The 26,571-nt window shown below is 64.4% G+C and carries 26 protein-coding genes and 1 tRNA gene; 13 read left to right on the top strand and 14 right to left on the bottom strand.

Features of this window, described 5'->3' with window-relative positions; genetic code table 11:
* Positions 1-2: 2 nt before the first annotated feature.
* Positions 3-1,397 (top strand): purine permease, encoded by a 1,395-nt coding sequence (locus OB905_07760; GenBank protein ID MCU4925878.1) that lies wholly within the window; start codon positions 3-5, stop codon positions 1,395-1,397.
* Positions 1,398-1,426: 29 nt separating this feature from the next.
* Here OB905_07760 and OB905_07755 read toward each other — a convergent pair whose 3' ends face one another.
* The gene (locus OB905_07755) at positions 1,427-2,464 is read right to left on the bottom strand and encodes an alcohol dehydrogenase catalytic domain-containing protein (protein MCU4925877.1); all 1,038 of its coding nucleotides are present in this window, start codon (positions 2,462-2,464) and stop codon (positions 1,427-1,429) included.
* Between the two features lie 180 nt (positions 2,465-2,644).
* Between OB905_07755 and OB905_07750 the strand changes: the two genes are divergently transcribed.
* On the top strand, positions 2,645-3,070 hold the full coding sequence (locus OB905_07750; GenBank protein MCU4925876.1) for a universal stress protein: 426 nt from the start codon (positions 2,645-2,647) through the stop codon (positions 3,068-3,070).
* A gap of 36 nt (positions 3,071-3,106) precedes the next feature.
* On the opposite strand, the gene codB is transcribed toward OB905_07750, so the two are convergent.
* Positions 3,107-4,495: a cytosine permease gene (codB, locus tag OB905_07745; GenBank protein ID MCU4925875.1), complete on the bottom strand. Its 1,389-nt coding sequence runs from the start codon at positions 4,493-4,495 to the stop codon at positions 3,107-3,109.
* Positions 4,496-4,645: 150 nt separating this feature from the next.
* Here codB and OB905_07740 point away from each other — a divergent pair, with 150 nt between their 5' ends.
* The gene (locus OB905_07740) at positions 4,646-5,923 is read left to right on the top strand and encodes a cytosine deaminase (protein MCU4925874.1); all 1,278 of its coding nucleotides are present in this window, start codon (positions 4,646-4,648) and stop codon (positions 5,921-5,923) included.
* Here the strand turns inward: OB905_07740 and OB905_07735 are convergent.
* Both OB905_07735 and OB905_07730 read right to left on the bottom strand, forming a co-directional pair.
* Positions 5,920-7,170, bottom strand: a complete 1,251-nt coding sequence (locus OB905_07735; GenBank protein MCU4925873.1) for an amidohydrolase family protein — start codon at positions 7,168-7,170, stop codon at positions 5,920-5,922. The two genes, OB905_07740 and OB905_07735, sit on opposite strands and share 4 nt — an antisense overlap.
* Before the next feature lie 57 nt (positions 7,171-7,227).
* The gene (locus OB905_07730) at positions 7,228-7,989 is read right to left on the bottom strand and encodes a cyclase family protein (GenBank protein ID MCU4925872.1); all 762 of its coding nucleotides are present in this window, start codon (positions 7,987-7,989) and stop codon (positions 7,228-7,230) included.
* A 256-nt stretch (positions 7,990-8,245) separates the two neighbouring features.
* Here OB905_07730 and OB905_07725 point away from each other — a divergent pair, with 256 nt between their 5' ends.
* The gene (locus OB905_07725; protein MCU4925871.1) at positions 8,246-9,136 is read left to right on the top strand and encodes an FAD binding domain-containing protein; all 891 of its coding nucleotides are present in this window, start codon (positions 8,246-8,248) and stop codon (positions 9,134-9,136) included.
* Positions 9,137-9,162: 26 nt separating this feature from the next.
* A complete protein-coding gene (locus OB905_07720) occupies positions 9,163-9,705 on the top strand; it encodes a carbon monoxide dehydrogenase subunit G (GenBank protein MCU4925870.1) in 543 nt (180 codons plus the stop codon).
* 51 nt (positions 9,706-9,756) lie between these two features.
* Here OB905_07720 and OB905_07715 read toward each other — a convergent pair whose 3' ends face one another.
* Positions 9,757-12,300, bottom strand: coding sequence for a xanthine dehydrogenase family protein molybdopterin-binding subunit (locus OB905_07715; GenBank protein ID MCU4925869.1), 2,544 nt, complete (start codon positions 12,298-12,300; stop codon positions 9,757-9,759).
* A 3-nt stretch (positions 12,301-12,303) separates the two neighbouring features.
* Positions 12,304-12,813: a (2Fe-2S)-binding protein gene (locus tag OB905_07710; GenBank protein ID MCU4925868.1), complete on the bottom strand. Its 510-nt coding sequence runs from the start codon at positions 12,811-12,813 to the stop codon at positions 12,304-12,306.
* Positions 12,814-12,946: 133 nt separating this feature from the next.
* Between OB905_07710 and OB905_07705 the strand changes: the two genes are divergently transcribed.
* Together OB905_07705 and OB905_07700 are read left to right on the top strand one after the other, a co-directional pair.
* Positions 12,947-14,377: an amidohydrolase family protein gene (locus OB905_07705; GenBank protein MCU4925867.1), complete on the top strand. Its 1,431-nt coding sequence runs from the start codon at positions 12,947-12,949 to the stop codon at positions 14,375-14,377.
* 64 nt (positions 14,378-14,441) lie between these two features.
* The gene (locus OB905_07700; GenBank protein MCU4925866.1) at positions 14,442-15,206 is read left to right on the top strand and encodes an IclR family transcriptional regulator; all 765 of its coding nucleotides are present in this window, start codon (positions 14,442-14,444) and stop codon (positions 15,204-15,206) included.
* Positions 15,207-15,404: 198 nt separating this feature from the next.
* On the opposite strand, the gene OB905_07695 is transcribed toward OB905_07700, so the two are convergent.
* The 4 genes from OB905_07695 to OB905_07680 form a co-directional block, all read right to left on the bottom strand.
* Positions 15,405-16,679 carry a glutamate-1-semialdehyde 2,1-aminomutase gene (locus OB905_07695; GenBank protein ID MCU4925865.1) on the bottom strand — a complete coding sequence of 425 codons (1,275 nt, stop codon included), beginning with the start codon at positions 16,677-16,679 and terminating at the stop codon, positions 15,405-15,407.
* 130 nt (positions 16,680-16,809) lie between these two features.
* Entirely contained in the window at positions 16,810-18,645 is a 1,836-nt protein-coding gene (locus tag OB905_07690) for an ammonium transporter (protein MCU4925864.1), read from the bottom strand.
* Positions 18,646-19,059: 414 nt separating this feature from the next.
* Positions 19,060-20,091, bottom strand: coding sequence for a porphobilinogen synthase (gene hemB, locus OB905_07685; protein ID MCU4925863.1), 1,032 nt, complete (start codon positions 20,089-20,091; stop codon positions 19,060-19,062).
* An 83-nt stretch (positions 20,092-20,174) separates the two neighbouring features.
* Positions 20,175-20,537 (bottom strand): hypothetical protein, encoded by a 363-nt coding sequence (locus OB905_07680; protein MCU4925862.1) that lies wholly within the window; start codon positions 20,535-20,537, stop codon positions 20,175-20,177.
* 89 nt (positions 20,538-20,626) lie between these two features.
* On the opposite strand from OB905_07680, the gene OB905_07675 reads away from it, so the two are divergent.
* The gene (locus OB905_07675; GenBank protein MCU4925861.1) at positions 20,627-20,950 is read left to right on the top strand and encodes a ferredoxin family protein; all 324 of its coding nucleotides are present in this window, start codon (positions 20,627-20,629) and stop codon (positions 20,948-20,950) included.
* Positions 20,951-20,972: 22 nt separating this feature from the next.
* Here the strand turns inward: OB905_07675 and OB905_07670 are convergent, their stop codons facing one another.
* A complete protein-coding gene (locus tag OB905_07670) occupies positions 20,973-21,137 on the bottom strand; it encodes a hypothetical protein (GenBank protein ID MCU4925860.1) in 165 nt (54 codons plus the stop codon).
* 15 nt (positions 21,138-21,152) lie between these two features.
* Positions 21,153-21,971, bottom strand: coding sequence for a PHP domain-containing protein (locus tag OB905_07665; protein ID MCU4925859.1), 819 nt, complete (start codon positions 21,969-21,971; stop codon positions 21,153-21,155).
* A 135-nt stretch (positions 21,972-22,106) separates the two neighbouring features.
* Here OB905_07665 and OB905_07660 point away from each other — a divergent pair, with 135 nt between their 5' ends.
* On the top strand, positions 22,107-22,394 hold the full coding sequence (locus OB905_07660; GenBank protein MCU4925858.1) for a DUF2795 domain-containing protein: 288 nt from the start codon (positions 22,107-22,109) through the stop codon (positions 22,392-22,394).
* Positions 22,395-22,505: 111 nt separating this feature from the next.
* A complete protein-coding gene (locus OB905_07655; protein MCU4925857.1) occupies positions 22,506-22,778 on the top strand; it encodes a hypothetical protein in 273 nt (90 codons plus the stop codon).
* Between the two features lie 14 nt (positions 22,779-22,792).
* On the opposite strand, the gene OB905_07650 is transcribed toward OB905_07655, so the two are convergent.
* A complete protein-coding gene (locus OB905_07650) occupies positions 22,793-23,800 on the bottom strand; it encodes a DUF5784 family protein (protein MCU4925856.1) in 1,008 nt (335 codons plus the stop codon).
* A gap of 108 nt (positions 23,801-23,908) precedes the next feature.
* Between OB905_07650 and OB905_07645 the strand changes: the two genes are divergently transcribed.
* Together OB905_07645 and OB905_07640 are read left to right on the top strand one after the other, a co-directional pair.
* A complete protein-coding gene (locus tag OB905_07645; GenBank protein MCU4925855.1) occupies positions 23,909-24,082 on the top strand; it encodes a DUF5786 family protein in 174 nt (57 codons plus the stop codon).
* A 120-nt stretch (positions 24,083-24,202) separates the two neighbouring features.
* Positions 24,203-24,448: a hypothetical protein gene (locus tag OB905_07640; GenBank protein MCU4925854.1), complete on the top strand. Its 246-nt coding sequence runs from the start codon at positions 24,203-24,205 to the stop codon at positions 24,446-24,448.
* A 12-nt stretch (positions 24,449-24,460) separates the two neighbouring features.
* Here the strand turns inward: OB905_07640 and OB905_07635 are convergent.
* A tRNA-OTHER gene (locus tag OB905_07635) sits at positions 24,461-24,548 on the bottom strand.
* 170 nt (positions 24,549-24,718) lie between these two features.
* On the opposite strand from OB905_07635, the gene OB905_07630 reads away from it, so the two are divergent.
* Positions 24,719-26,563 carry an ATP-dependent DNA helicase gene (locus OB905_07630; GenBank protein ID MCU4925853.1) on the top strand — a complete coding sequence of 615 codons (1,845 nt, stop codon included), beginning with the start codon at positions 24,719-24,721 and terminating at the stop codon, positions 26,561-26,563.
* Positions 26,564-26,571: the final 8 nt, after the last annotated feature.

Below are 26,571 nucleotides of genomic sequence, written 5' to 3'. Positions count from 1 at the left end.
CTATGGCCAGTGATACCACACAACCTTCCGAAGGCGGGATGGATACCGCCCTGATCGAGTACGAAATCGAAGACAAGCCACCGTTAGCCGAAGCAATTCCACTCGGCTTACAGCATCTCTTGGCGATGTTCCTCTCGACGGTCGCGTTGCCGCTCGTCATCGCGGGGGCAATTGGTCTCGACGGCGCCGAAACGGCGTTTATTGTCCAGATGGCGCTGCTGGTAGCGGGGGTCGCGACGATCGTTCAGGTGTACTCCGTCGGTCCCGTGGGAGCCCGGCTCCCGATCGTGATGGGGACGAGTGCGATCTTCGTCGCGCCCTTGATCGATATCGGCGCCGCCTTCGGCGTCGCAGCGATCTTCGGGGCGATCATCGTTGCGGCTCCGGTCGAGATCGTCGTCGGATACTTTTACGACGACCTCGAGCGGCTGTTTCCGCCGCTCGTAACCGGCATCGTCGTCATGCTCGTCGGACTGACGCTGATCCCGGTCGCCATCGATTACTCTGCCGGCGGCCCAGGGGCCGACGACTTCGGGGCGCTGTACAACCTCGGTCTCGCCGGACTCGTCTTCCTCCTTGCCGTCGGCTTGAACCAGTACTTCGACGGCTTCGTCTCGATCGCGAGCGTGCTCCTCGCGGTCGTCGTCGGCTACCTCGTCGCCTGGCCGATGGGTCTGCTCGACTTCGGTGGCGTCGCTGAAGCGTCCTGGGTCGCCGTGCCGATGCCCCTCGAGTTCGGCCTCGAGTTCCACCCGGTGGCGATCCTGATCGCGGCGTTCGCCTACGTCATCACCTCCATCGAAACGATCGGCGACATTGAGGGGACGACCGGAAGCGTCGGGCGCAGAGCAACCTCGGAGGAGATGCGCGGCGGGCTCCTCGCCGACGGGTTCATGAGCATGTTCGCCGGCTTCTTCAACGCCTTCCCCAACACCTCCTTCTCCCAGAACGTCGGCCTGATCGGCTTTACCGGCGTCGCGAGCCGGTTCGTCGTCGGGATCTGTGGTATCTTCCTCGTTGTGCTCGGACTCATCCCGAAGGTGGGAGCCATCGCCGCCGCAATGCCCGACCCAGTTCTCGGGGGTGCAGCGGTCGTCCTCTTTGGGATGATCTTCTCCATCGGGCTGCGAATCGTCGCTAACCGAGTCGAGCTGACTCGGCGAAACCTGACGATCATCGCCGTCTCGATCGTCCTCGGCGTCGGCGTCGAGATTACCGATGACCTGCTCGTCGAGTTCCCCGACGAGATTGCCGTGATCCTCGGCTCTGGGCTCCTGGTCGGTGGTGTCACTGCGCTGATCCTCAACGTCCTCCTCCCTGGAGACGGCGGGACTCGACAGGGCCAGAGCCAACTGGAAGATACCGGTCGTACCGAGGATCCGGATCCGCTCGAGTAAGCCCCTTACTGCTCTCGTTTTGTCTCGCTCTACGGCTCGAGTACGACCATGCCGTAGCGCTCGCCCGCCCGTAGCTCCTCGTGGACCGCCGGCACGTCCGCCAGTCCGACGCGATCGGTCACTACGGGCTCGATCCGTCCGTCCGCGAGCAGGCGCGCCGCGCGGACGACCTCGTCTCTGGTCGCGTACCGCGAGCCGAGCAGCGCACCCTCTTTGACCACGAACTCCTTCAGAAGCGGCGCGAAACTGCGCTCGTGGTGGGTGGTGAGCGAAACCACCTGTCCGCCCATCGCCATTGCGTCCCAGGCCGCTCCCAGCGTCTCGACGTCGCCGACGGCGTCGACGATCACCGTCGGGCCGTCCCCGTGTGGCGTCGCCTCGCGGAGCCGATCAGCGGCGTCCTCACCACGCGCGTCGATCGGTTCCACTGCCGCGCCCGTCACGGCGTCGACGTGATCCAAGCGCTCCGGGTCGACGTCCGCAGCCAGGACGTGTGCACCCCGGCTCGCCGCGAGCTGTGAGAGGTGGATCCCGATCCGGCCCGCGGCACCGATCACGAGGACGGTATCGGTATCGCCGACGTCCGTCCGGTCGCAAACGTGGATCGGCGTCGCCAACCCGTCGGCCGCGATCGCGCCCGCAGCGAAGCTCGCGCCCTCGGGCAACGGGAGTGCGTTTTCGACCGGGAGAATTGCCTTCTCGGCGTAGGCGCCCTCGGAGTTGACGCCGTACCAGCCGCCGAACTCGGTACACCGGTTTCCGTGCCCGCGACGACAGTGATCGCAGTCGCCACAGGTCAGATAAAAGTACGAGAGGATGCGGTCACCCGGCTCGAGCCGAGAGACGCCGTCTCCCACGGCGTCGACGACACCGGCGAACTCGTGGCCCGGGATTCGGGGCGTCAGCGACGGATCGTCGTCGAGCCCACCCTGGACCGCGTTCTCGATTGTTCGGGTGACGCCGCAGGCGCGTACGTCGACCCGCACCTCGCCCGGTCCCGGCTCGGGCTCCGGTACCGTTTCGACCGACAGCGATCCGCCCCACTCGTCGAGCACGCAGGCCTTCATGCGTCCGTCCACGTGCTCTTGTCGTATAGCGTTACTGTCCACTCGTGCGTGGTCTTGGTGGCGTTTCTCGGCGGTAGCAAGCTGTTTCGATCACGTGAACCGGATCCGTATTGCTGTGTCTCCCGTTGGCGTGCTCTACCGGCCCAAAGCTATATTTAACTATTATACGTACACATTGCCATGTCGGACCGAATACTGGTACCCGTCGACGGCTCGGAGGGATCGACCGACGCGCTCGATTACGCCATCGAGACGTTCCCGAACGCATCGATTACCGTACTCCACGCCGTGGAAGTGGGGCGTGGTGACATCGGCGCCTTCTCGGGAATGACCGGGGATCTCCCCGACGACGCCCCGGAGCGTGAACGTGCCCAGGAGCTGCTTGACACGGCTCGCAGGCGCGGCGCCGAACGCGGCGTCGAGATCGAGACCGAGGTCGCTCGCGGACGACCGGATCGTGCGATCGTCAAACGCGCCGACGAGGAGAACTACGATCTGGTCGTAATCGGGAGCCACGGCCGAGAGGGAGTTGCACGTGTCCTGCTCGGGAGCGTCGCGGAGAAAGTGGTTCGCCGGTCGCCGATTCCGGTGTTAGTGGCCCGCTGAGTCTCTACGGTCCCGGCGGGCGCCCGAGCTGCCGTCTCAGAGTCGCTCGGCGTCCTCGGGAACCACGTGTCCCGGCAACACACCGTTGGCCTCGAGGAGGTAGTAGCCGACCACGTGGACGATTGCTGCTGCGAGCATGCCATTGAGCGCCGCCATCCCCGGGAGCACCGCGGGCGCGGTGACGCCAGGGACGATCGAACCGGCCGTCAGGATCGCGACCAGGCAGCCGACGACGTACGCGAGGACGCCGGTCCACCGGACGCTCGTGAACTCGACGTCATCCATCCGCGGGACCGAGAGGCGCCAGCACAGCAGGAAGTCGGCGATAATGATCGCGCCAAGCGGCGGGATGTACTGTCCGAGCACTTCGAGCCACGGCAGGAGCAACGCGTCCGCGCCGGCGAGTGCGAGCGCGATCCCGGCCAGACAGCCGACGATGACGAACGGCCGCTTGCGGTCGTACTCGAAGGCCTCGGCGCCGGCGACGCTGAACGCGTAGGCGGCGTTGTCGTTGGTCGTCCAGATGTTCAAAATAAGCGCGATCAGGCCGACGGTCGCCAGTCCCTGTGCAACAAGCACCTCGTAGAGGTCACCCTGCGGGGTGACGTCGTAGACGGCGCCACCGACGGCGCCACTCAGGAAGAGGAAGCTGTTCCCGACGAGGAAGGCGATCAACCCCGCCCAGAACGCGATCCGGGAACTGATCGCGAAGCGCGCCCAGTTGGGCGCCTGCGTCCCCGCGCTGATGAACGTCCCGACGACGATTGTCACTGCGAGTCCGAAGCCCATCTCGCCGCCGCCGGTCTGGGCTAACAGCCCGTCGACCCCGCCGACCTCCCCGACCGCGATGTAGATCGAGAGTAGCCCCACCAGGATCAGGAAGGGAACAGCGACGTACGAGAGCTTCTCCATTCCGTCGTAGCCGAAGTACGCCGTAAGCATGTGTAACAGCCCCCAGACGATGATCAGGGCGCTGAGCATCGCTGCGCTCTCGAGTCCGAAATAGGTCGCCGTCGGGATGGCCACCATCGGGATGGTGACACCGAACCAGCCGACCTGGGTCCCACCCAGCAGCAGGTCGGCCCACTTCGCGCCGAAGCGGCCGAACGAGTATCGTGCCAACAGGACGGTCGTTAGCCCCGCCTTCGCCGAGATCGCACACAGTAGCGCGACGTAGCCGCCGAGGATGATGTGCCCGACGACCATCGCGGTCAGCATCTCCTCGAAGCCCATCGCCGCGCTGACCTCCGCGCCCGCCCACATCGTCCCGGCGAAAAACACCAGTCCGAGCAACACCGCCGAGAGGCTCACGAGCCCCCTGCGCTCGTCTTTGGGCACGTGGTCGAGTGGGTAATCGGGATCGGGAAGATCGGTTCGTCCGAAGACGATCCGTCGCCAGTCGAATCCGCCATCACGTTTCGTCATTACTCACGACAGTCAGCGCAGGGGTAATGAGGGTTTCGACAGTTGCTAATTTCGCACAGCTATTTGGACGCTAGTGACACGAATTTGTTGAAGAAACTGTACAATCGGAGAGTCACAGCACTATTAGTTGCCCCCGCGAATGTGGCGTGTATGCCCTCGTGGCTCATCACCGACGCACGCACGCTCGCGGGAGACCCAGTCGACATCACGGTCGAAGACGGGACCATCGCCCGTCTCGAGGACGCCGTCTCCGGCGATCCCGGGGACGCCGACCGCGTCTACGACGCTGACGGCCGGCTCGTCACCCCGCCGTTGATCGAACCGCACCTCCACCTCGACGCGACGCTCACTGCCGGCGACCCGCGCTGGAACGAGTCCGGCACGCTCGCCGAGGGCATCGAGATCTGGGGCGAGCGAAAGGAGTCACTCGAGGCCGACGACGTGCAGGCTCGCGCCGAGCAGACGATCGAGTGGCTCGCGGCCAACGGGGTCACTCGCGTCAGGACCCACGCCGACGCGACCGAGGAGTCCCTGACCGCCGTCCGCGCGCTCTGTGACCTCCGCGAGTCAGTCTCGGATCTGGTCGACCTGCAGGTCGTCGCCTTCCCACAGGACGGCATCTTCACCGACGAACACCACGAAGATCTGCTCCGCGAATCCCTCGAGATCGGTGCAGACCTCGTCGGCGCGATCCCGCACAACGAGCACACCCGCGAGGACGGCGTTGCCTCGGTCAAACTCGCGATGGACCTTGCCGAGTCCTACGATCGCCCGGCGGACCTCCATATCGACGAGACAGACGATCCCGGCTCGCGCTTTACCGAGGTGCTCGCGAGCGAGGCCACGAAGCGCGGAATCGGCGATCGAGTGACCGCGAGCCACACGACGGCGATGCATTCCTACCCGAACAGCTACGCCGACAAGGTGATCTCGCTGCTCGCAGAGAGCGGGGTCGGCGTCGTCACGAACCCGCCGGACAACGCCGTCTTGCAGGGGCGGTACGACGACTACCCGCGGCGCCGGGGCCACACCCGGATCGACCAGCTGCGCGAGGCCGGCGTCACCGTCGGCATCGGCCACGACTCCGTGATGGACCCCTGGTACCACTACGGCCGGGGCGATCCTCTCGACGCCGCGTTCGTCCTCCTCCACTACGCACACATGAGCGGTCGGAGCGACGTCGGTCCGCTCTGGGAGATGCTCACCGACGCCAACGCCTCGATCTTCGGCACCGATGCGTACGGCCTCGATGTCGGAAACCCTGCCTCGCTGGTCGTCTACGACGCGCCGGACCCGTTCAACGCGCTGCGGACCCAGGCGCCGCGGACGCTCGTATTGAAAGACGGCCGCGAGATCGCCCGGACCGAGCCCGCAACGACGCACGTCCGCCGCGGCGACGAGCGCCGCAAGATCGACTTCGAGCGCTAGTCGGCCCGGTAGACCGTCGATTCTCGCTTCGTTTCGGCGACGATCGTTCCCTCGTGGACGACGGCGCGTGGCGCCCCGCCGCGGCGGATCGCCTCGTGGCGCCCGTCGACGCCGGGCGGGAAGACGTTAAACGTCGCCGGCTGCCCGTTTTCCAGGCCGTGTTCCGAGCCCACGACCGCGGCGGCGTTCTGGCTGACGAGATTCCACGCCAGCCGGCGCTCTGCGGGCGTCACGAGCTGTGCCGCGTGAGCTGCGAGCAGCGCCGCCTCGAGCATGCTTGCCCGCCCGTAGGGGTAAAAGCCGTCCAGAATACAATCTTGCCCGATGGCCACGGTGACGCCGGCCTCACGGAGGGCGTCGATCCGGGTGATCCCCCGGCGCTTCGGATAGCCGTCGTGGCGGCCCTGCAGGACGAGATTCGTCGGCGGATTGGCGATCACCGAAAGGCCGGCCTCCGCGACGAGGTCGATCACCCTGGCGGCGTGGGGATCGTCGTAGGCCGCCAGCGCGCAGGTGTGACCCGCGGTCACCGGCGCCTCGAACCCGCACTCTATGACGGTCGCAGCGAGGTACTCGAGCGAGCGCGCCGACGGATCGTCAGTCTCGTCGACGTGCATGTCGACGCCGACATCGAACCGCTCGGCCAGGTCGAGACAGGCGTCGACGTGCGCCCGGCGGTCGGCCTCCGTGCGCTCGTTGTCGGGCATTCCGCCGACGAGATCCGCCCCCGATTCGACGGCCTCGGTGAGCAACGCCTCGGTGCCGGGATCTTGCAGGACCCCCTCCTGTGGAAAGGCGACGATTTCGACGTCGGCGATCGACTCGCAGGCTTCGCGGGCCGCGAGCACGCCGCGAAGCGGCGTCAGCCCGCCAATCGTGTCGACGTCGACGTGTGTGCGAATGCGCGTACAGCCGTGTTCGACGTGGGCTTCGATCGCTCGAATGGCGCGGTCGCGAACGTCGTCGACCGTATACTCTGCCTTTCGCTCGTGGGTCCGATCGATCGACTCGCCCAGCGTCCCGGTCTCGGCCGGCCGGAGGTCCGGTTCGACGTACGCCTTGTCTAGGTGGACGTGGGGATCGACGAACCCCGGGGCGACGAGCCCGCCCGCGGCGTCGAGGACGCGGTCTGCCTCGTCGGGATCGACGTCCGCCGGGTCGACGATTCGTCCGTCTACGACCGCCATCGACGTCGGTGCGTCGGCGCCGGGGACCCTTGCATTCCGAACCAGAAGGTCGACACTCATGGCTCTCGGCTCGAAGGCAGACGGCAAAACGCTTGGGGCCGCTCCGTTCTCTCGCTTTCAGTCCTGGAACGCCACGCACCGGCAGACGCTCGACTCGCCGCCGCGGAAGCGCCACGGGAAGGTGCCGATCTGGACGCGCTCGTTCAGCAGCTCGTCGGGCACCTGGGCGTTCTCGACGTGGATAATGCCCTCGGGGAACAGCTCGGTGTGCATGAGCTGGTAGCCCTCCGGTGGGAAGACCTCATCCAGGTCGTCGACGCCGAGGTGATCTGCTGCCTCCTCGGCGAGCTCGGGTCGGATATCGCGGATCACCGTGTTCATCGGGTGGTCTGCGCTGCCACAGTCTAAGATGATGTAGTTGATCTCCATCTCCTTGCACCAGTCGGCGAACTCGGCGTTCGGACCGGGATGCTTGCAGAAGTAGCGGTGGGGATCTGCTTCTTCAGTGTGCCAGGCGTAGTCCTGGTACCCTGTGTGGATAAACAGGATGTCACCCTTCTGGACGTCACAGACGTCCTCGATCATCTCGCTCGTGTAGACGTCGTAGTCGCCGACTTTGTCCGAGATGTCCGCGACGACGGCGTCGCCGACGAGTTCGTCGAGACCCACTTCTTCGATGTCCCGCCCGTGGGCGATGAAGTGTTTCTCGCCGTCTAAGTGGGTTCCCGTGTGGTTCATGAACTCGATCTTCTGTCCATTCACCTTCTCCGTGTCCAGGCTCTTCTCGTACCACACCTTCGGGTTATCGTAGGTGGGCCACGCCGGCGTATCCTGTGACCACGGCTGTGTCAGATCGTGCATCTCGTAGCCATCGAGCATACTCACTACTCTCGCCGTCGAAACTTAAACGTACGTGATAGTGCGGGCCTCGCCGCCTCTATTCCCGCTCACGCTCGGTTGGCGACGCACGCCTGCCAATCTCCTGTCGCGTGCCAACACTTATTACTCGTGTTCGGTAAGGTATGACGTATCCACGTGATCGCGACATGTGTAGACAATACGCTTACCGGGACGGATTTGTATCGAGGGAGCTGGCGCGGCGGACGCCTCGGGCTCGGTCGCACGACGAGGGGCTATGAAGCCTGCCCCGTTTACTCACCACCGGCCCGAGACCGTCGACGAGGTACTGGAGCTACTCGAGGAGCTAGAGGACGTGGAACTGCTCGCCGGGAACCAGTCCCTCGGCATCGTGATGGCCAACCGGCTGGCGACGCCGGAGCACCTCGTCGATTTGAACGGTGTCGACGAGCTCGCGTACGTGGACGTCGACGACGACCGCATTCGAATCGGCGCGATGACGCGCCACCGAACGATAGAGCGCTCTGAGACACTCGCTGAGGTCGTTCCGATGTTCCCCGAAGCCGCCGAGCAGATCGCCGGTCCTGCGGTGCGCAACCGGGGAACCGTCGGCGGGAGCATCGGCGAGGCCGATCCGGCGGGGAACTATCCGGCCGCACTCGCCGCGCTCGAGGGGACGCTACACCTCCGGTCGGCCGAGGGGGAGCGATCGGTTCCCGTCGACGAGTACTTCGTCGCCTACATGTTCACGGACCTTCGGGAGAACGAGCTCATCGAGAGCGTTTCCATCCCCCGCGAACCGTTCCCGACCGATCGTACCGGGATGGCGTTTCTCGAACTGAAACGGGCAGCCCAGACGTGGCCGACCGTGAGCGCTGCCGGCGCGATCCGAGTCGACGACCCGACGGCCGACGACCCGGTCGTCGAGGACGCTCGCCTCGCGCTGGCCAACGCCGCCGACATCCCGCTGCGAGTCCCCGATGCCGAGTCGGAACTGGAAGGCGAGCCCCTCTCCGATGGGGCCCTCGACGCGGCCGCCGAAACTGTCTCGGCGACCGTCGATCCGGAAGGCGAGATGCACGCAGACAGAGAGTACAAAGAAGAGGTTGCCGGCGAGTACGCGAAACGCTCGCTCGAGACGGCCTACGAACGCGCGATCGACCGCTGAAGCGATATTAAACGAGAATCTTACCAATGTTAGAATTCACTGGCGAAAACGAGATGGCACAGCCTGCAGACGAACTCTGGAACTACTTTACGGACACCGACGTCCTCGCCGACTGTGCGCCGGGCTGTAAGGAGATGAGCCTCGAGTCACCCCACGAGATCGACGCCGTGATGGCGGTCGGCGTCGGCAGCGTCAAACCCGAGTTCGACGTCGACGTCGTCGTCACCCGGACCGACCGACCCCACCATCTGGAGATGACGGCGGTCGGCCACGCGCCGCGAAACGAGTTCGAGACGACCGCCGAGATGCACTTAGAGGAAACCGATGACGGTGGAACGAAGGTCGTCTGGTCGGCGACCGCCGACGTCTCGGGAACGATCGCGAGTCTGGGCGGGCGCGCACTCAAGAGCGTGACCAACCGACTCGTCAAGAAGTTCTTCTCCTGTATGGAGGGCAAAGTCGAGGAGGGCGTCGAGGCCGAGTCCGAACTCGAGGCCGCCCCGGAAGAGGACGCGGATCTCGACGTCGAGGCCGAGAGCGCCGACGCGGACGCAGAAGCCTCGGACTGAATCGAACTCGGTACCGTTTTCTGCCCTTTCGCAACCCACGAAGCGACGCCGCTACTCGGCGTCGTCTCTGGCGGCTCGGAGCTGTCGCCGGAGATGGTCTGGCGCGACCGGAATCCGGTCTGCGGGGGCGTCGACGTCGAGTGGCTCGAGCGCGGCGTTGATCGAGGTGGCGATCGCGGCGGGCGCGTCGATCATCCCACCCTCACCGACGCCTTTCGCCCCCGTCTCGGTGTACGGCGAGGGCGTCTCGGTGTGTTCCATCTCGATCTCGGGAATCGATTCGATGGAGGGAAGCAGGTAGTCGAAGAGGGTGATCGACTGGGGCTGGCCGTTGTCCTCGTAGCCGAACTCTTCCATCAGCGCGGCGCCGACCCCCTGGGCGATGCCGCCGTGGGCCTGTCCCTCGACGATCATCGGGTTGAGCATCGTTCCGCAGTCCCGGATCGTGTGGAATTTCAGGATCTCGACCTCGCCGGTCTGGACGTCGACTTCGACGATGGGCGCGTTCGCGCCGAAGGCCGCCGTCGGGTAGACGGGGAACTTCTGGGCGAACGCCTCGTCGAACTCCGCATGTTCGGTCGCGGGGTGGTCGTAGTCGTAGCTGACGGTCGTGTGGCGGTCGGCGGCGTCGCGGTCAGACTCGAGCCCGGCAATCTCGGCCAGAGTGAGCGTCTCGCTCTCGTCTGCCGACTCGCCACCACCCCGGCGCTGCACCCGGCCGTCTCGGTAGGTGACCGCGTCAGTCGAGACGTCCCAGTGGTCTGCTGCGACCGCCTCGACGCCCGCGATCAACTGCTCTGCGACGCCGACGGTCGCCCCCGAGAGCATCACTGCCATCCGGGAGGCCGCACTGCCGTACTCCGTCGGCGCCTCCGCGCTGTGCAGGTAGTCGACCTCGATCTCACTGGGCAGGACGCCGAGCTCGTCGGCCAGCAGCTGGGAGACGAGCGTCTGGTGGCCCTGTCCGGACGAGTCGGTCGCCAGCGAGGCGAGGACGGTGCCGTCCTCGCGCAGGCGCGCTCGAAGGTGCTCAGGTAGTTCGTCGACGTCCTCGCGTGAGCGCTCCGGGAGGGAGTCTCGATCCGAGCGCTGGCGGTTCGTCCAGTCGGAGCCGCTGACGCCCGGCTCGATGATGACGCTTGGCTGGACGCCGCGGTACTTCCCCTCCGAGCGCTTCTGTTCGACGATTTCGGGATCTAACAGTCCGCCGTCGCGCTCGTCCTCGATGATCTCCTCGATGCGGTCTAACGTCGCCGGGTAGTCACCCGAGTCGTAGATGTTCTTCGAGGGCAACTCGTAGGGCATCTGATCGGGCGTGATCAGATTCCGGCGGCGCAGCTCCGTGGGGTCCATCCCGAGCTCGCGGGCCGCGTCGTCGACGATCATCTCCAGGGCGTAGATGTGTGGGTCGACGCCGAAGCCGCGGTAGGCGGTCTGTGAGGTCTTGTTCGTCAGCGCGAGTTCGTACTCGTAGACGGCGTCGTCGATGTCGTAGGAGTTCGTCAGCACCGATAGCGGTTTGAGGACCTGGTTGACCGGGTACCGGGGGAAGGCGCCGAAGTCGTCGACGAACCAGACGTCGAGCCCGCGCATCCGACCGTCGTCGTCGACCGCCAGGCGCATCTCGTAGTCCCGTTCCGAGCAGTGCATGTCTCCGCCCTGGAGGTTCTCGATGCGGTCCTCCTCGAACTTCACGGGCCGGTCGAGGGCCTTGCTCGCCATCGCGGCCAGACAGCAGTAGCGGTGGATGGCAATCTTCGTCCCGTAGCTGCCGCCGACGTCTGGCGGCACCGAGACCCGGACGTCGTCGGCGTCGTAGCCCAGCGTCTCGTATATCGTGTCGTCGACGAGCGTGTGCAACTGGATGTTACAGTCGATGTCGAAGCTGTCGGTGTCGTCGTCGTAGGTCGCGACGACGCCTGCGGTCTCGAGGGGGACCCCGGAAATCCGTCCCCACGAGTACGATCCGGAGACGACGTGATCTGCCTCTTCGAACGCCGCTTCGGGGTCGCCGAAGCTGATCCGCTCGCCGTCGACGACGTTCGTTCCGACCGTCTCGTGGACGACGACCTCGTCCTCGCGTGCGTCCATCCCGTCGGCGACGGCGTCGAGCGTCTCGTACTCGACGTCGACCAGGTCGGCGACGTCCTCGGCGGCGTACCGGTTCGAGGCGACCACGGCGGCGACGGGCTCCCCGACGAACCGGACCTTTCCGTCGGCCAGCGACCACTCCTCTAGCGGCCGGACGCCGTCGTCGGTCTCGACTTCTGGGATGCCCGTCGGCATCGGGTTGTACGCCGCTTTGAGGTCTTCGGCGGTGAGGACGAGCTCGCAGTCGGGGTGGTCCTCGGCAGCCTCGGTATCGATTGAGACGATCTCCGCGTGGGCGTGCATGCTCCGAACGAGCGCCATGTGGACGCAATTCGCCGGCGTCTTGTCGTGGATGTACTCGGCCTCGCCGGTGAGGATCCGGTGGTCTTCGACCCGGCGCAGCCCTTGGCCGGTGAACTGCTGGCCCTCAGAGCCGGGTTCGCTCTGGGCGCCGGGATCCACCTCTCCGTCCGCCTCGGGTGTCTGTGGCTGAGATTCGGACATCTTTCACTCCTCCATTCGGTCGGCGGCGCGTTCGACTGCCTCGTAGATGTTCTGGTAGCCGGTACAGCGACAGATGTTGTCCGCAAGTCCGGTCTGGATCTCCTCGCGGGAGGGGTCGGGATTCTCCTCTAACAGCTCTTTCGTCGCCATCACGAAGCCGCTGGTACAGAACCCACACTGGAGCGCGTGGCTCTCGTGGTAGGCCTCCTGGATCGGGTGGAGCGTGCCGTCTTCCTCGGCGAGCCCTTCGACGGTCTCGATCTCGGCGCCGTCGGCCTGGACCGCGTAGGAGAGACAGCTCTTGACCGCGTCTCCGTCCTGCTGGACGGTACAGGCGCCACAGACGCCGTGCTCACAGCCCACGCGGACGCCGCGAAGGTCACACTCGTACCGCAGGAAATCGGAGAGTTTGAGCCGCGGTTCGACCGTTCTGGTAACCTCCTCGCCGTTGACGGTCACCGTGATCTCCTCGGTGACGGGTCCCTCTGTCCGGTTCGTGCTATCGGTGCTCATAGATATCTAATTATCCGGGGAACGAACTATAAGCGTTGTGCCGCTGCATGTCTTTTCTCCACCGGTGATCGGACGATTTTCCTCGAAGTCAGCCGGGGCGTACACTCAAGTAGGATCGGAAACACGTAGAACCATGGTCGAATCGACTGCAGACCTACGAGTGTCGAATGCCCGTGTCGTCACCCCCGAGGGGACGATCCACGGTGGCGTTGCGGCGACCGACGGCACGATCGTGGCCGTCGGCGACGAACGAACCCTTCCCGACGCGGATCGCGAGATCGACGCCGACGGCAACTACCTCCTTCCGGGATTCATCGACCCCCACGTCCACTGGGGACTCTCCCGGTACGAGTACGACTATCACGAGGGGTTAGAACACGACTTCGAGACCGAGACCCGCGGGGCGGTCCACGGCGGCGTCACGACCGTCGTGAACTTCCTCCTCCAGAAGGAGCCGTATCTCCCCGATATGGACTTCTTCAAACGGGCAGGTGCGGAGAACTCCTACATCGACTTCGCCTACCACGCGATCGTCCACCAGGACCACCACGTCGCGGAGATGGAGAAGTTAGCCGAGGAGGGGATCCGCTCGTTCAAGGTCTTCTTCAACTGGTACAAACACGCCTCGCCGGAGCTGGGGATCGACCACTCCGACGCTGGCCGCGTCTACAAGGTGCTCGACAAAGTGTCGGAGATGCCAGGCGGCGTCGTGATGTTCCACGCCGAGAACGAGGATCTGGCCATCGAGCGCCGCAAGGAGCTCCAGGAGGAGGGGCGAAACGACCTCAAAGCCTGGAGCGAGTCCGCGCCGAACATCTGCGAGGCGATGCAGATCGAACAGATCGGCCGGCTGACGGAGTATACGGACTCGCGAGCGTATATCGTCCACATGAGTACGGGTGAGGGTGTCGACATCTGCGAGCGCTTCCAGGAGCAGGGAGTCAATCTCCACGCCGAAACCCTACCGGCCTTCCTCAGCCACACCAACGACCAGGAGGAGTTAGGCGTCTGGGGGAAGATCTCGCCACCGCTGCGCGGTGAGGAGAGCAAAACACGGCTCTGGGAGGGGATCCGAACCGGCGTCGTCGACTACGTCGGCACCGACCACTGTCCGCACAAAATCGAGTTCAAGGAGAAAGGCGAGGGGAAACACGGCGACATCTGGGACGCGATCCCCGGCGACAACAACGGGATCGAGTACCTCCTGCCGGTGATGGTAAGTGAGGGCGTCAACAAGAACCGGATCAGCATGGAGCGGCTGGTCGAGGTCTGTGCTGAGAACAACGCCAAGCGCTGGGGGCTGTACCCGCGCAAGGGTGCCCTCGTCGAAGGCTCTGACGCCGATATGGTCCTCGTCGACTTGGAAAAGAGCGCCGTCGTCGACGACGACTTCTATCACACGATGGAGCCGGGCTACTCGACGTTCCACGGTGAGGAACTCACTGGCCTCCCGACCCACACCATCGTTGGCGGTGAGGTCGTCGTCGAGGACGGCGAACTGCTTGCCGATCCTGGCGGCCGAAACTACCTCCCCCGAGGTCCCGAAGGCGTCTCGATCGAGTGAGTGTTACCGGCAGGTGTTCAACGATACTGAACACTTATGGCGGGTCCACTCGTACTGGTATCGTATGGCACGGTCCAAATCGGACGGGATTCAGGCGATCGATCGAACGTTCGGTATCGTCGAAGCCCTCCGTACCGCTGAGGGCGCCGGAGTCTCCGAGCTGGCACGCGCTGTCGACCTGCCCAAGAGCACCGTCCACAACCATCTCCGGACGCTCGAACGGGCCGGATACGTCGTCCACCACGGCGACGAGTATCGTGTCGGGCTGAAGTTTTTACAACTCGGCGAGCGCGCCCGACGCCACCACGATCTCTATGATGTTGCCAGAGCTCAGGTCGACAAACTCGCCGAACAGACCGGTGAAATCTCGGGTCTCATGACTGAAGAGCACGGCGAGGGCGTTTTTATCTACCGCGGGCGAGGAGCGGAAGCGGCCCACATCGACACAGCGATCGGCGACCGGGTGCCGCTTCACTGTACCGCGCTGGGAAAGGCGATTCTCGCGTTCCTCCCCGCCGACCGTCGCGAGGAGATCGTCGACCAGCACGGGCTAGCCGAGATCACCGAGAACACGATCACCGACCGCGACGAACTGTTCGCCGAACTCGAGACGGTCCGGGAGCGACAGATTGCGTTCGACGATGCTGAACGACTCGACGGCCTTCGTTGTGTCGCCGCGCCGATTCTCGATCAGTCGGACACCGTTCTCGGTGCGATCAGTATTGCGGGTCCGACTCACCGGATGAAAGACGAGCGGTTCCGATCCGAGTTCACCGAGACGGTCCTGGGCGCAGCGAACGTCATTGAGCTAAACATTCAGTACTCCTGATTACTTCTACTCACTTCGACTGCCCGTTTCACCCATATGTTTGTAATGCCTACTGACGAATTCGGAAAAATAAACCTTCACATGTTTATATAAGTATATTTGAACCAACACACTCTCTGTAAGATGGTGAATTAGAATTCCTCACCTGTGCTCTCTATTATCTGCTCCACATTTCTTATTTAATAAACTCTCTTCTGTTTATAGTGCCTGTTTGTAGGCCTCGAGCGTCTCTTCGACGTCCGCCTCGGTGTGGTTGTAGCTGACGAACTGACACTCGAACTGATTCTGCGAGAGGAACACTCCCTGGTCGTTCATCTGCCCCCAGAATATCCGGCGCCAGCGCTCCGTCTCGGCCGCTTTCACCTCGCCAGCGTTTTTCGGCGCCGTTCCGTCACGAGTGAAGATCACCTTGAACATGCTGTCGGTCCCGGCGACGGTGTACCGCGGCGCCTGATCAGCGACGATCTCCGAAAGTCCCTCACGCAGCTGGTTTCCGAGTGCGTTGACGTGCTCGTAGACGTCGTTCTCCGCGGCGAACTGCAAGGTCTCGAGGCCGGCGGCCATCGTGACTGGATGGCCCGAGAACGTCCCTGCCTGGAAGACCGGTCCGGAGGGGGCGAACTGTTCGATGATCTCGGCGCGACCGCCGATCGCGCCGACTGGGAAGCCGCCACCGACAATCTTGCCGAACGTCGTCAGATCCGGCGTAATGTCGAACTCGCTCTGGGCACAGCCGAGGCCACCGACGCGAAATCCAGTAATTACCTCGTCGAAGATCAGCAATGCGCCGTGTTCGTCGGTAATCTCCCGGAGATACTCGTGGTACCCCGCTTCGGGGTGGACGATGCCGTAGTTTCCGAGGATTGGTTCGGTGAGGACGGCTGCGATGTCGTCGCCGTGTTCCTCGAAGACCGCCTGCATCGCTTCCTCGTCGTTGAACGGGACGGGAAGCGTGTGCTCGGCGAACGACTGGGGAATCCCTGCCGAGGACGGTCGCGGGTTCTCGGCGTCACCTTCGACCAGCGTCGACTCCTGGGCGCCGTGATAGCCTCCCTGCATGACGACGATTTTGTTCCGGCCGGTGTAGCCGCGGGCGAGCCGAACCGCGGAGACGGTGGCCTCGGTCCCCGAGTTGACGAACCGGATCTTCTCGACGCTCGGCACGTGGCGGACGACGAACTCTGCGAGGTCGACTTCGACCTCGGTGGGTGTGCCGTACATCGGCCCCTCGCTCGCCTTCTGCTGGATCGCCGCCTGTACCTCCTCGGGGAGGTCGTGTCCCAGCAGGAGGGGGCCCAGTCCCATCACCCAGTCGATGTATCGGTTGCCGTCGGCGTCGATGACGTGCCCGCCGTCGCCCTTCTGGACGAAAAACGGATACGGTTCTATCGCCGCTCTGACCGCCGAGTTGACACCGCCGGGAAGCACCGACAGCGCCCGATCGTACAGTTCACGCGAGTGGTCGTGGTTCATGCGCGGGGCTTGGCGATCGGACGGCAAAGTAGTACCGAGGTCGGCTCGCGAGCCCGGTCAAAAGCGTAGGTCCCGCTGAAAAGCGTGGGTCCCGCAGTGGACCGTCTGTATCGGCCGCGTTGGTGCGTGGTTAGACCGCGTCGGTTCCGGTCTTGCCGGTGCGGACCTGCGTCGCACTCTCGACAGGCAAGACGAAGATCTTGCCGTCACCCGGCTCGCCAGTGTTGGCGGCTTCGCGGATCGCGCTTACGACGTCCTCGGCGGGGATGTCGGCGACGACGCACTCGATCTTGACCTTCTGGTGGAGGTCGACCGTGTACTCCTCGCCACGCCACTGCCCCTTCTTGGCGGGCTGGCTGCCGCGCCCGGAGACGTTCGTGACTGTCAGCGATGGGGCGCCGACTTCGGCGAGTGCCTGCTTGATCGCGCCCAGACGGTCCGGGCGTACGACCGCGGTAACCATCTTGATCTCTCCGTCGACGCCACCGTCGGTTCGAATCTCGTGGGCTGCCTCCTCAATTGGCTCTCCGCCGTCCGTTCTAATCTCTCGCTGACCCTCGTCGAAAGCGTTTCCGCCGTCGGTTCGGATCGGACGCTCGCTGCCGCCGTCGGTGGCGACGTCCGGGCCGCCGAACTCGGGGTAGGTGTCGACGCCGTGCTCGGCGAGGTCGAGGCCGTCACGCTCGTGCTCGGGCGTGACGCGTGCCTGGCCGATCGCTTTGAACGCGCCCCAGACAGCCGCCGTGGCGGCGACCGTCCAGATCGTGATCACGGCGACGCCGATAATCTGTGGTGCGAACGCGCTGGCTTCGACCGAGACGATGCCGCCTGCGATCAGGCCCTCGCCGACCGGGGTTCCATCGATCGACCAGAGCGGGAAGAGGATCAGGCCGAGCATCCCCGCGGTCCCGTGGACCGGGAAGACCGCACAGACGTCGTCGATCTTGAGTTTCTCGTCGACGATCTTGAAGACGATCGGGAGCTGTGCGCCGGCGATGAAGCCGATCGCGATCGCACCCATCGGGGTGATGAGGTCGGTCGGGCCGGTGACGCCGACGAGACCGGCGAGCATGCCGTTCGCGACGTAGAGCGTGTCGACCTTGCCGTTCATCGCGAGCGAGATCGTCGAGGCGCCGATGGCGCCCAGCCCCATGCCGAGGGCGGTGACCATCGCGACGCTGCCGACGTAGTCGAAGTCTGCCAGGGCGACGACGCTACCGGCTTCGGCTGCGGTGTCGACGTCGACGACCGTTGCGGCCGTGCCGACGTTGAAGCCGAACCAGCCGAAACAGAGGATCAAGGTACCCAGGACGGCGAAGGTCATCGAGTGACCTGGGATAATGTTGACGCTCCCGTCGCTGTTGTACTTGTCCATGCGGGCGCCGATGATCCACGCCGCGGTGAGGCCGGCGACGCCGCCCACGCCGTGGACGACCATACCGCCCGCGAAGTCAGCGAAGCCGAGGTCAGCGAGGATCGGCGTCGTCCCGCCTGGGCCAGTGTACCAGACCATCGCCGCCACGACCGGGTAGATGAACGCTGCGAGCAGGAAGGTGTACGCCACGTACGCGCGAAGCTTTGCGCGACCTGCGACGGCACCGGAGACGATCGTGGCGGCGGTCATCGCGAACACCGCGCTAAAGAGCCACATCGCCCAATCGAACGATTCCTCGCCAAACATCGTCAGCGGGCCACCCTCGCCGCCGGTGAGCGCTGCGCCCACGTTGTTCGAGAGCCCCATACCGATCACGAAGAAGACCCCGATGCCGACCGCCCAGGTCAGCATGTTCTTGGTCAGCTGGTTCGCGACGTTCTTCGATCGGACCTGCCCCGCCTCGAGCATCGCGAAGCCGGCGTGCATGAAGAAGATGAGGAAGGTTACGGTCAGCGCCCACATCAGGTTCATCCCCGTCGCGAGCTGTTCGAGATCGCTCGCCGCGACTTCGAGTGCGATGGGATCGATCATCTACCCACCTCCTCGGCGCACGTCCTAGCACTGATTTCTGATAGACGATTGTCCACGAACGATTCCGATATCCGCGTGGTAGTGTTCTGAATCACGTTTAGCTGGCATGGACTTGCTTAATATAAGGGTTAGCGTTGATAAGTGTCCAAAATAGAGCTGTACTAGGAAACATCGTCAAAATCTAGAGGAAATCAAATCTGTATAAGGATGTTGAATATTACGCTCTTTCCATGGTGTGGCTATATACTGGCCGTTTGTCCACCGGTGAATCTGACAAGAACTGGTGTCAGTAGCGCCTTAGTCCGTCTCAGAGAGTGGTGACGCTCGCGCGCAGCAAATATTACCGTTCGACGAGTCAACTGAAGATCAGATGTACGATCGTCAGAATGTGGGGCTCGGCAGACGAGGCGAGCGTTACCCGAGTTCCGACGCGACGTCTTCGGCGAAGTACGTGATGATCAGGTCTGCGCCGGCTCGCTTGATCGAGAGCAGCGACTCGAGCGCTGCCGCCTCGAGATCGAGCCACCCCTTTTCGGCTGCGGCGTGGAGCATCGCGTATTCGCCGGAGACGTTGTAGGCAGCGATCGGTCGGTCGAACTCTCGGCGGAGGTCCCCGACGATGTCCAGGTACGGAAGCGCTGGCTTGACCATGAGGACGTCTGCGCCTTGCTCGACGTCGAGTCGGACCTCTCGCAGCGCCTCGCGGGCGTTTGCCGGGTCCATCTGGTAGTGGCGGCGATTGCCGAACGAGGGGGCGCCGTCGGCTGCATCCCGAAACGGGCCATAAAAGGCGCTCTCGTACTTTGCCGCGTAGCTCATGACCGGCACGTGTTCGAACCCCTCGCGGTCGAGCGCTTCCCGAATTGCGCCGACCATCCCGTCGATCATCCCACTCGGTGCGACCATGTCTGCGCCCGCCTTCGCGTGGGAGACGGCGATCTGCTCCAGCGACTCGAGGGTCGCGTCGTTGTCGACCGTCAGCGTTGGGCCGGTGTCACCCTCTGTGCTCGTCTCCGACCGGCCGTCACGGTCGGACGCCGCCCCGACGCCGGACTCCAGCGGTCCACAGTGACCGTGATCGGTGTACTCACAGAGACAGACGTCGGTAATGACGTAGGCGTCCGTCGCGGCCGTAATCCGCCTCGTCGCCTCCTGGATCACGCCGTCGTCGGCCCAGGACCGGCTTCCCTCGGCGTCTTTCGACTGTGGGATTCCAAAGAGGATGACCGCTTCGACGCCTGTCTCGAGTACCTCCTCGACGCGGTCGACGGCCGCCTCGATCGGGACTCGCTCGTGGCCGGGCATCGACTCGATCGGAATCCGTTCGTCTGCCGTCGCGTCGACGAATACGGGCGCGACGAGATCGGTCGCATCGAGGCGCGTCTCGCGGACCAGCGAGCGCAGCCGATCCTGGCGGAGTCGGCGCGGGCGGTGGGTGAGATCCATATCTGGCTATTCGTCGGCGTCCGCAAAAGCGATGCGTTCGATCCCTCTGCGGGGCTGTCAACGATATGGTGCTGTTGTGCGTCTCAGGCCTCGCAATCGCCTTCGAGCCACTCCTGGAGGCGGTCGACCAATGCCTGTGCGATCGTCTCTGCGATCCGTTCGGGCGACTCCGAGAAGTCCCAGACGTAATCTCCGGACCGGCTAACGCCGATCCACTCGACGTAGCCACGCCGGTCCAGTTCTACGAGAACCTCGTCGACCAGCGTCTCGTCGAGTCGGTGATCGAAGGCGTCTTCGACGCCGGCGAGTAGCTGGGGCGTCGTGAGGACGCGACCCGAGTCGTCCGTGGTTTGAGCGTCGGCTGCGATCGTCGGCATCGTCGGGGAGGGCGGCTGCACCATTTGCTCGTGGGTCAACGCGCCCTGCGCCTCAGTGCTCGTCTTCATCGGTACAGCTTACAAGACACTCCGGCGGGCGAACAGGGACCGGGCGGAACATACTTTTATGTGCCAGTCGCCCGTTTCGCCTGCTAGCAATGGCCATTGACCCGCAGTTTCACGAATCGCGAGAACAGGTCGGCGAGGAAAACGGTGTCGCGGTCTGGGGACCGGTCGACGAGCCCGAACAGCTCGGCATTCGGGGCACCCACGTCGCGGTCGATTACGACCTCTGCATCGCCGACGGCGCCTGCCTCGAGGACTGTCCGGTCGACGTCTTCGAGTGGGTCGACACCCCCGGTCACCCCGAAAGCGAAAAGAAAGCAGAGCCGACCCACGAGGCCCAGTGCATCGACTGTATGCTCTGTGTCGACGTTTGCCCGGTCGACGCGATCGACGTCGATGCGGGACGGACCGCCTGAACGTGCTCGGTGCGACCGGTGCCTACTCGGCGCGGTCGACGTCCACTTTCTCCTTTAAGGTCTCTAACCCATCCGCTTCGGCGAGTTCCTGTAACCGCTCCCGGAAGTGCTCCTCGCAGAGCCCGACCTTCAGACCGTCGGATTCGGCAGCGAAGGCCGCTTCACGGTCACAGTAGTGGCAGTGCATGCGAGTGCCTACGCACTAAGACGCATTGAACCCTCCGCTCCCGTCTGCCGGCTCTCTCGGCGTTGACAGTCCCAGTTGCTGATATTCTGTTCGCGAGAGTCCGGCTCGACCGAGTCGCTCGTCGTGGGCGTCGCTTCCGCCGGTTCGGAGCAGCCCGTTTTCCTCGACGACACGTTCGACTCGGTCCCGCTCGACCGCGCTGTCGTATGGGTACTCGCATTCGACGGCGTCTATATCGGCTGCCGCCGCGAGCGCCCTTTCTGGATCGGGGTACCGGAGTGGGTGTGCAAGCGAGACGAGTTCGCCGGCGGCTGCGAGCAGCCGTCGACCTCGGGCGAACGACGGCACCTCGCGAGGGACGTAGCAAGGCCCGCCGTCCCCGATGAGGTGGTCGAACGCGTCCTGGTAGTCGTAGGCTGTCTTCGGATGATCCGCGACGGCACGAGCGACGTGGGGACGACCGAATCCCGACTCGACGGCCACGTCGAGATCGACTCCCAGTCGATCCTCGACGCGCTCGACGATCGCTCGGCCGCGCTCGCGGCGGTTTCGCTGCAGCTCCGCGAGTGCACCCGCTAGCTCGTCCGTCGGCTCGATTCCGTAGCCAAGCAAGTCGACGCGCTGACCGTCATCGAGTTCGACTCGGAGCTCGATCCCGTGGACGAGCGTTACCCCCTCGCGCTCGATTACGGGTTCGTCGAACGGCTGACACCGGTCGTGGTCGGTGAGTGCCACGACGTCGACCCCGGCTCGACGGGCGACACTCGGCACGGCGTTCAGTTCGAGGCTCCCGTCAGATCGCGTCGTGTGAACGTGTAGGTCCGCGTACGGCACGTCTACTACGCGTTCGGCGGGCGGTAAAGACGTTTCTCCGGTTCTCCCCCGACTGTGATGTATAATGTCTATGGGGATCTTGGGCACTCCTTATGCAGAACAATTATAATGGTTGTTGGTGATGATTTGGCTGTAATGTTCCTCAATCGAACCGGCTCGCTGCTGGCCGAGCACGAGTATCCAGCGACGACCGACGATCTCATCGACGCCTACGGCGATCGAACGCTCGACCTGCAGAACGGAACCGAAACGCTGGCCGAGGTGCTTTCGCGCTCCGAACCGGAGACGTTCCAGACGGCCGAGGATGCACAGTTCGCGCTCTACGCCGCCGTTAGTCGGAAGGCGATCGGTCGCGTCGGCTACAGTGACCGCGACCCGGAGCCACCCGGAAGTCCGGACACACACGACATTATGTCGATATAGTATGCGTGACTGTCTACTTTCGATGAGTGTGTCTGCCCGAGATGTGTATTTATAATTTATAATGGAGATATTTGTGCATTGGGTCACGAGTTACCCGTGGGGAAGCGTGGGATGACGGCAATCACACAATTCGATCCGAACAGTACCGCCGCGAGTGACCTCGTCGTACGCGTTCTGGCCGATCACCTGAATACGTCGCCGATCGACCTCGAGCCACCGCTGTACGAGAGTATCGATCCCGAACAGCTCGATCGCCTCGTCAGCCACGGCGACGCCAGAATTCAAGTCGCGTTCACCCATCTCGAACACGAGATCCTCGTCGATAGCACTGGCCACATCGAACTCGGAGACGGTTCGTCTCCAACCGAAGAGCGGATTTCCTAACCCGGCTCTCGCCCTCACCCGACGAACTCGATCTCCGCTCCGAGATCGAGGGGCACCGATCCCTTCCGGTATGCTTCGACGCGTCCACTCGGACGCGCGCGATAGACGACTGCAGGACGGTGTCTCACGTCCGGCTGTTCGCCGCGGACGGCGGCCCAGCTGTCGTCGCGAAACGACGAACAGTCGACGAACAGCACCGCGCCGCCGCCGTGTTCGGCCAGTTGACCGTTGGTCTTCGTCTCGGCGGTGTCCCGGACCGCGGCGACCGGGCCCGCAGCCGCTCTGTTGCCAGGTGGCTGTGGGCGGGTCACTTCGACCAAGACGTTCGTTTCCTCGTCGACCGCTCGGTAGTCGAGTGAGTGTCCCGTCGTCACCTCGATTTCAGGGACGACGTCGTATCCAGCGTCGACGAGAATCTTCGCCGCGACGAACTCACCCATCGCGGCGCTCATGCGCACACGGTCGACGTGGTCGCTGGTCCCCAGCTTGCCGGACATGACGTGTCGGTACTCGTCTAACGCCCCGGTCTCTAGAAACTCCTCGAAGTACCGGGTCGCCTCTCGGCGGCCCGCATCTGGAAACCCGGCGGCGTGCTCGCGGAAGAACGCCCGCGTCGACTCCCGGCCGTCTTTCGACATGAAGACGGGCAGGAAAAACCACGAGATATGGGGGTAGTCCGCGAGCCAGGGATCCGTCTCGTGAAGTGTTGCGAGCAGTTCGCGCTGGGTCCAGCGGGCGACCCGATACGGGACCTCGCCCCAGCCGACCTTGTCGGTGCGCCACAGCGACGACGGCGTCTCCGTGTTGCCCATCCAGTAGGCTTTCTCCTCGTCGCGAGCAAACAGCGCCACGTCGCCGTTTGCCATCTCGAAGCGGTGGGTGTCCCAGCCACCGCCAACGTCGAACTGCGGGGCGACCGATCGAGCGCCGATGTTGCTGCGAAGCGGCTGTAAAATGTCCTGTCGAACGCGCTGCTCGCTCCAGCGCCGGGGCGAGTATCGAAAGCGAAGCGGCCGTGCCACGCGCACACGTACGGCCCGGCCGTGCATACGTCTTCCTTTCTCCACCCAATCCGGTGTGAATGACCGTTACATTGATTACCGGCAACCACCAACATGTGTGTAGTTACCATGTCAATGGGTGCATACGACGAAGACGAACACGAGCGCCGCGAAAAGCAGGCCTCGACTGTCGACGCGGACTTCGACGACGAGCGGACGATCTACCACGGCAAAGTCGAGTACGACTCGGGGGACTCTGCGGAAGCGCTGTTGAACAAGTTCCAGGAGATGAAGTCGAACTGAGCCATTCTGCCGCGTTGTCGACTGTGACCCCTTCGATAGCGACGGAATCGCCACCGCCAGTGGCTCTCAAACGTGCCAACCGGGGCAACGACTTTCCACGGCCGGCCCCGAGACGCGAGTATGGCAACGAACAGCTGCGACGGCTGTGGGCGCACTGTCTCGGTCGCGGGCGGTATCGCCAACGTCTGGACGTTCGGCGAGCGCGACGGCAGCGACGGGACGGCGATGACTCTCGAACTCGCCGACGGTTCGACACACCTGCTGTGTTATCCGTGTCTCGATGCGCTGCCCGACGAGCCGACCGCGTCGACCGTCGAGGCTCTCGAATCGGTCGACGAGGAGTCCTCGACGCTTCGCGAGGAGTGAGTTCGGCGAGAACGGAAGGGGTGGGATTCGAACGCCACGCGGCCGTGAGGCCGCCGCGGACCAGGTGGCCCGCGGTGCTCTTCCGCTGAGCGACCCTTCCTCGCTCTCGACCAACGGCGGGGTTCGTATTTGTAATCGTCCGCCTACGTCGAGGTTGGCGGCGGATACGGTTGCGATAGGACGGCGTTTCGGCTCGCAGTATTTACGACTCGCGTCGCGCCCGGAGACGGTTCGGTGCTTTTAGGAGTCGGCCGGTCGGTACCCCGAACGGTGAACCCCGAGCGGATCTTCGAGGAGTTTCCCGCCCCGAGCTACCGCGGGAATCAGGAGCAGGCCCTACAGGACATCCAAGACGCGTTCGCAGCCGGTAACGACGTGGTCCTCGTGCGCGCCCCGACTGGCAGCGGCAAGTCGCTTCTCGCACGCGCCATTGCGGGCTGTGCTCGGTCGGCTGACGATGCCGAGCCCAGCGAGGCCACCGGCGCCTACTACACGACGCCACAGGTCTCCCAACTCGACGACGTCGCCAGCGACGACCTGCTCGCCGACCTGAACGTGATCCGCGGGAAGTCGAACTACACCTGTATCCTGCCCGGCGAGGAGACGACGCCGGTCAATCAGGCGCCCTGCGTCCGCGAGCGCGGCTACGACTGCTCCGTGCGCCACCGCTGTCCGTACTTCTCGGATCGGGCGATCGCTTCCAATCGATCGATCGCGGCGATGACGCTCGCGTACTTCATGCAGACCGCCGGCAGCGACGTGTTTCGCAAGCGCGACACCGTCGTGATCGACGAGGCCCACGGCTTGGCGGAGTGGGCCGAAATGTACGCAACGATTCAGCTCGGCCCCCGCTCGGTCCCCTTCTGGGACGAGCTGCGGGTGCCGGCCGTCGACTCGGTCGAGCGCGCTGCCCGGTACGCCGAGAACCTCGCCCAGACCTGCGGCCGGCGCAAAGACGACCTACTCGCCCAGGAGACGCTGACGCCGGCGGACGTCCGTGAGCGTGACCGCCTCCAGGAGCTGATCGGCGACTTAGAGTGGTTCGTCTCGGACTACCGCGACCCCCAGAGTCCGACGACGTGGCTGGTCGATCAGGCCGAGCCGTCGGCTGACGACAGTGCCGATTCGGCGGACGACGACGCCGACGACCCCGCGGGCGGCCCGCTGACGATCAAGCCGATGAACCCCGAGAAGTACCTCGCACACACCGTCTGGGACCGGGGCAACAAGTTCGCGCTGCTCTCGGCGACCATCCTCAATAAGGACGCCTTCTGTCGCCAGGTCGGCCTGACTCCCGACAACGTCGCCCTCGTCGACGTCGGCCACACTTTCCCCGTCGAGAACCGGCCGCTGTACGACGTCACGCAGGGGAAGATGACCTACGACGAGCGCGCCGAGACGCTGCCGAAACTCGCTCGGGTTATCGTCCGAATTATGCAACACCACCCCGACGAGAAGGGGCTCGTTCACGCCCACTCTTACGCGATCCAGGAGCGCCTCGCCGAACTGCTCTCTGACTTCGGCGTCGGCGACCGTGTTCGCACGCACTCGCGCGAGAACCGCGACGCGGATTTAGAAGACTGGAAGCGAAGCGACGACCCCGACGTCTTCCTCTCGGTGAAGATGGAGGAGGCCCTCGACCTGAAAGGCGACCTCTGTCGCTTTCAGGTGCTCTGTAAGGCCCCCTTCCTCAACACGGGCGACTCCCGGGTGGCTCACCGACTCGAGGAGGGCCAGTGGGCCTGGTACTACCGGTCCGCCCTGCGAACCGTCATCCAGGCCTGCGGCCGGGTCGTCCGTGCGCCCGACGACTACGGTGCGACCTACGTCGCCGACTCGAGCTTACTCGATCTCTTCGAGCGCGCCCGAACCGACACACCAGACTGGTTCGCCGCCCAGATCGAGCGGATGAGCCATCCCGACCTCCCGCCGTTCGAGCCCCGGGCCGCCCTCGAGTCGTCGACCGGCAGTTCGGACAACGCCGGCTCACATTCCGGCACCGACGCCAGCAGGGAGACGACCCGGGCGCGAACCGCAGACCGGTCTACCGACAGTAGCTCCGGGCGTCGCTCGCGATCCAGTCCGTTAGCCGACGTCTGGGACACTGATCGCTGACGCTGGTC

Source organism: Halobacteria archaeon AArc-dxtr1, from assembly GCA_025517425.1.
Taxonomy (GTDB): Archaea; Halobacteriota; Halobacteria; order Halobacteriales; family Natrialbaceae; genus Halostagnicola.
The sequence above is the reverse complement of the archived record's forward strand: the minus strand, read 5'-3'. Positions and strand labels throughout refer to the sequence as shown.